Here is a 4900-nt window from a genome sequence, read left to right as displayed (position 1 = left end):
CGTTCGGCCTCGACCACCACGGACTGGGGGTCGTAGCGGCGGGCGTTCTCGGCGGCGGCGCGGCCCATGGCGCGGCGGCGTTCGTCGTCGCGTACGAGGTCGAGCAGGGCGGCGCCGAAGGCGTCGGGGTCGCCGGGCGGTACGAGCCGGCCGTCCACGCCGTCCTGGATGATCTCGCCGGGGCCGTAGCGGCAGTCGGTGCTGACGACGGGGAGTCCGCAGCGCATCGCCTCGACGATGGTCATGCCGAACGATTCGAAGGTCGAACTGGCCGCCCCGATCGACGCCTTGACCCACTCGCCCTCCATGGGGGCGAAGGCGCCCATCAGATGGACGTGGTTGCTGAGGCCGAGTTCCTGGACGAGGCCGTGCAGCCGGTCCCGCTCCTCACCCCTGCCGTAGATGCGCAGGCGCCAGTCGGGGTGTTCGGCGACGACCTTGGCGAAGGCCCGCACGAGGAGGCCGTAGCCCTTGACCGGGTCGAGCCGTCCGGCGGCGACGATCAGCTTGGCGCGGCCGTCGGAGGGCGGCAGTACGGGGCCGGGCACGCTGTTGGGCAGGGCCTGGACGGGAACGCGGGCGAGCCGGGCCTGGCGCCGGTAGAGGCGGGCGTCGGCCTCGGTGACGGTGGTGAGCAGGTCGAGGCGGCGGTAGGCGCGGCGCAGGACGGTGCGCAGATGGGGCGAATGGTGGTCCCAGGTGAGGTGCTCCTGTCCGACGCGCAGGACGCGGTCGGGGGCCTGGAGGGCGAGGTGCACGTTGAGTCCGGGGCGGGTGCCGATCACCACGTCGGCGTCGATGTCCGCGAGGCACCGGGCGATGCGTTCGTCGGTGAGGCGGCTGTACTCGCCGTACCGCGACTCGGCGGTGGGGAAGACCCGGGACGGTTCCTTGTGCCGCGGGTGGTCGCGTTCGGTGCGCAGGTCCACCAGGGGCCGCAGCCGGACCTGGGGGTCCGGGGTGAGGAGTGGATTGTCACGGCCGCGCAGGACGGAGACGATCTCCACGTCGTGCCGCTCGGCGAGGGCGGCGGCCAGATTGAATGTCGTGGTGATCGTCCCTCCGATTCCGTACGCGGTGTGCAGAAGGAAAGCGATCTTCATATTGGTGTGGGACCTCGGTGACGGGCCGTTGATTGCGTGACGTTATCAGTTCACGGCTCGTGGGCGTCGACGCTGGTCGATCAGGTGTACGAGCGGTCAGCAGAGCACGGCGAGGTCGCGGGGGCGGACGCGCAGGGTGACGGGCAGGGTGGCCTCCACCTCGCCGTCGGCGCCGTAGGGCAGCGGTCGCCCGGCCTCGATGCGCAGTTCCCGGCCGCGTACGACACTCACCTCGGGGCGGCGCACATGGGTGCCGGTCTTGAGGTCGTTCATGAGGGCGAAGAAGAGGGTGCGGGGTGCCTCGCGGATGAACACGACGTCCAGAAGGCCGTCGTCGATCTCGGCGCCGGGGGCTATGACGCGACCGGAGCCGTAGTAGCGGGAGTTGGCGGCGACGACGGTGAAGCCCCGGTGTTCGTAGGGGACTCCGTCGATGGTGACGCGGAAGTCGGCGGGGCGCCATCCGGCGACGGCGCGCAGGCCGCCCGCGTAGTAGGAGGCCGAACCGCGCAGCAGCCGGGCGTTGTTGGCGTACCGGTTGGCGAGGGCGTCCACTCCGGCGTAGACGCTGCCGAGGACGACCGTGTGGTGGTGGACGGCGGACTCGACCTCGATGCTGTCGACGAGCCGGGGCTCGGCGTGCAGCAGGACCTCGGCGAGGGCGGCGGGGTCGGAGGGCTGTCCGAGGGCGCGGACGAAGTCGTTGCCGCGTCCGGAGGGGATGAGCCCGAGGAGGGCGCCGGTGCCGCTGAGGGCGCCGCCCACGGCACCCGCCATGCCGTCGCCGCCGACGGCGAGGACGACGCGGCCCGACTCCCCCGCCGCACGGGCGAGTTCACGGGCGTGGCCGAGGCCGTGGCTGTACTCGGTCTCAAGGGTGGCGCCCGCCTCGCGGAGCAGGCGGCCGACCGCGAGGAGCGTGGCGGCCCCGGTGGAGCCGCCCGCGGTCGGGTTGACCACGGCGGTGAACTGGCGCATCGGTGAGCCTCCGGGGCGGGATGGGTGTCGGCGGGGCCGGTCAGTCGGCGGGGAGCAGGACGCCGGGGTTGAGCAGGCCGTCCGGGTCGAGGCGGTGCTTGACGGCGCGCAGGGCGTCGACGGCGAGCGGGCCCGCCTCGCGCACGTACCAGTCGCGGTGGTCGGTGCCGACCCCGTGGTGGTGGGAGATGGTGCCCCCGGCGGCGAGGATCGCCTCGTTGGCGGCGTGCTTGGCGGGGGTCCAGTGGGCCACCGGGTCCTCGCCCTGGGCGCTGACGACGGTGAAGTAGAGGGAGGCGCCGTTCTCGTAGACGTGCGAGACGTGGCACATGACCAGCGGTGGGGTGCCCGCGCCGGTGAGGGTGTCGGTGAGCGCGGTGCGTACGGCGGAGTACAGCTCCGGGATACGCGACCAGAAGGCGGCGGTCTCCAGGGTCTCGGCGAAGGCTCCGGCGTCGAGCAGGGCGTCGCGCAGATAGGGCGCCGAGTAGCGGCCGTGGGCCCAGCGTTCGCCGGGTTCGGCGCCCGCGAAGGTGCCGCCGGAGTCGCGCAGGACGGCGGCGGCGCGCTCGCGACGGGACGCGACGTCCTCCTCGGTGCCCTCGTACCCGGCGACCGCGAGGCAGCCCTGAGCGGTCGCGCTGCCGATGCTGTCGGGCTGGGCGAGGCCGATCAGGGTCTCGGTCTCGTCGGACAGGCGGAGGACTGTGGGCCGGGGGCCGTCCTGGGCGAGGCGGCGCAGCGCGGCGGTGCCCTCCGCGAAGGACGCGAACCGCCATGCCTCGTACATCCGTTGCTCGGGCAGCGGGCGGACGCGCACGGTCACGGAGGTGATGACGCCGAAGGCACCCTCGGAGCCGAGGATCAGCTGGCGCAGGTCGGGTCCGGCGGCGGAGCGGGGCGCACGGCCCGTCTCGATCGTGCCCTCGGGGGTGGCGAGGGTGAGGCCGAGGACCATCTCGTCGAAGCGGCCGTATCCGGCGGACGCCTGGCCGCTGGAGCGGGCGGCGGCGAACCCGCCGACGGTGGCCCACTCGTAGGACTGCGGGAAGTGGCCGAGGGTGAACCCCCGCGCGGCGAGCAGGGCTTCGGCCTCGGGGCCGCGCAGTCCGGGCTGGAGGACGGCGGTGCGGGAGACCGGGTCGAGGTCGAGCAGTCCGTCCATACGGCGCAGGTCGAGGGCGATGAACTCCCTTCGCTGCGGGGCGAGTCCGCCGACGACACTGGTGCCGCCGCCGTACGGCACGACGGCGAGCCGGTGCGCGGCGCAGGCCCGCAGCACGGCGAGGACCTGCTCGTGCGAGCCGGGCAGGACGACGGCGTGCGGTACGTCCACGAGGTCGCCCGCGCGGATGCGCAGCAGGTCGGGGGTGGACTTGCCGCGTGTGTGCCGGATGCGGGACTCGGCGTCGGTGCGCACGTGTTCGGGGCCGCCGACGGCGTCCGCGAGGGCGTTCAGCGTGGCCGGGCCGGCCGGGGTTCCGGGGAGATCGAGGTCGGCGAGGGCGAGCGGGGCGGTGGCGCGCGGCCGGACGCCGAGCAGGTCGCGCAGCAGGCCGGTCACGTTCTCGGGCAGCGGTGCCGCCTTGGCCGGGTCGCCCCAGCCGTTCCACAGCATGTCCATCGAACGGTCGTCCTCACCAACTCGGTTCACACGGAAGGCGGTTCACTCGGCGGATCACACGGCTCCGGGTCCGCCGGACCCCTCGGGGCGTTACACTGTGACACATGACGTCCATCCGTCACAACAGTTCGGACGCCGACCCCGTGCTCGACGCGGTGCGCGACTGCGTCCTGGCCGTCGGCGTACGCCGTACCACCCTCGCCGACGTGGCCCGCCGCGCCGGGGTCTCCCGGATGACGCTCTACCGGCGCCGGCCCGATCTCCGGTCCCTGGTGGGCGACTTGATGACCCGCGAATGGCTCGCGATCGCCACCCGGGTACTGCCCGAGGAGCGGGCCGGCATCAGCGCGCGGGAGCGGATCGTGGACGGACTGGCCACCGGCGTGGCCGAGTTCCGCGCCCATCCCCTTTTCCGCAAGATCGTCGACGTCGATCCCGAACTACTCCTCCCCTATGTGCTCGACCGGCGCGGCGCGAGCCAACAGGCGCTGCTCGCCCTGCTCGTGGAGGCGCTGCGCGCTGGCCACGCCGACGGCTCGGTGCGCGGGGGGCATCCCGAACGGCAGGCGCGCACCCTGCTGTTGACCGTGCAGTCCTTCGCGCTGTCGCTGCGCACCATGACCGACGAGGACGACTCCGAGCTGGACTCCGCGGCCCTGCTCGGCGAACTGCGCATCCTTCTGGAGAGGACCCTCACGCCATGAGCCGTACGGACGCCTCCGCCGAAGCGGCACCGGGATCGTCCCTCGACGCCGCCCGGCGCACCCGCGAACTCGCTTCGGCCACCGACGGTTCGACGGCCGACCTGCTGGTCGTCGGGCTCGGCGCGACGGGCGCGGGGGTCGCCCTGGACGCGGCCGCGCGCGGTCTCAGCGTGGTCGCGATCGACGCGCACGACCTGGCGTTCGGCACCTCCCGCTGGAGTTCCAAACTGATCCACGGCGGGCTGCGCTATCTGGCCGCCGGGCAGTTCGACGTGGCGCACGAGAGCGCGGTGGAGCGCGGGGTGCTGATGACCCGTACGGCGCCGCATCTGGTGGCCGCGCAGCCCTTCGTGCTGCCGCTGACCCCGCTGGTCTCGCGCGGCCAGGCGTCGCTGGCGTGGGCCGGGTTCCGCGCCGGTGACATGCTGCGCCTCGCCGCCCGCACCCCGCGCCAGGTGCTGCCCGTGCCGCGCAGGCTCGCCGCGGCCGAG

General features: G+C 73.6%; 5 protein-coding genes. 2 read left to right on the top strand and 3 right to left on the bottom strand.

Features of this window, described 5'->3' with window-relative positions; genetic code table 11:
* From GTW40_RS06805 to GTW40_RS06795, 3 genes are all read right to left on the bottom strand, one after another.
* Positions 1-1103: glycosyltransferase (locus GTW40_RS06805; protein ID WP_161179253.1), on the bottom strand; the 1103-nt coding region annotated here is incomplete at its 3' end.
* 96 nt (positions 1104-1199) lie between these two features.
* Complete coding sequence (locus GTW40_RS06800) at positions 1200-2081, bottom strand: YegS/Rv2252/BmrU family lipid kinase (protein ID WP_161179252.1); 882 nt, start codon at positions 2079-2081, stop codon at positions 1200-1202.
* Between the two features lie 40 nt (positions 2082-2121).
* On the bottom strand, positions 2122-3705 hold the full coding sequence (locus GTW40_RS06795; protein WP_161179254.1) for an FAD-binding oxidoreductase: 1584 nt from the start codon (positions 3703-3705) through the stop codon (positions 2122-2124).
* A gap of 104 nt (positions 3706-3809) precedes the next feature.
* Here GTW40_RS06795 and GTW40_RS06790 point away from each other — a divergent pair, with 104 nt between their 5' ends.
* Positions 3810-4409: a TetR/AcrR family transcriptional regulator gene (locus GTW40_RS06790; RefSeq protein WP_161179251.1), complete on the top strand. Its 600-nt coding sequence runs from the start codon at positions 3810-3812 to the stop codon at positions 4407-4409.
* On the top strand, positions 4406-4900 hold a 495-nt coding region (locus tag GTW40_RS06785; protein WP_161179250.1), incomplete at its 3' end, for an FAD-dependent oxidoreductase. The genes GTW40_RS06790 and GTW40_RS06785, both read left to right, overlap by 4 nt.

Origin of the sequence: Streptomyces sp. SID4985, from assembly GCF_009863025.1 — a bacterium.
GTDB lineage: Bacteria > Actinomycetota > Actinomycetes > Streptomycetales > Streptomycetaceae > Streptomyces.
This window is presented reverse-complemented; position numbering and strand designations above follow the sequence as displayed.

Bases quoted from the DNA above. Each gene is read 5' to 3' on its own strand.
- GTW40_RS06790 (WP_161179251.1), top strand. From the start codon at position 3,810: ATGACGTCCATCCGTCACAACAGTTCGGACGCCGACCCCGTGCTCGAC.
- GTW40_RS06795 (WP_161179254.1), bottom strand. From the start codon at position 3,705: ATGGACATGCTGTGGAACGGCTGGGGCGACCCGGCCAAGGCGGCACCG.
- GTW40_RS06800 (WP_161179252.1), bottom strand. From the start codon at position 2,081: ATGCGCCAGTTCACCGCCGTGGTCAACCCGACCGCGGGCGGCTCCACC.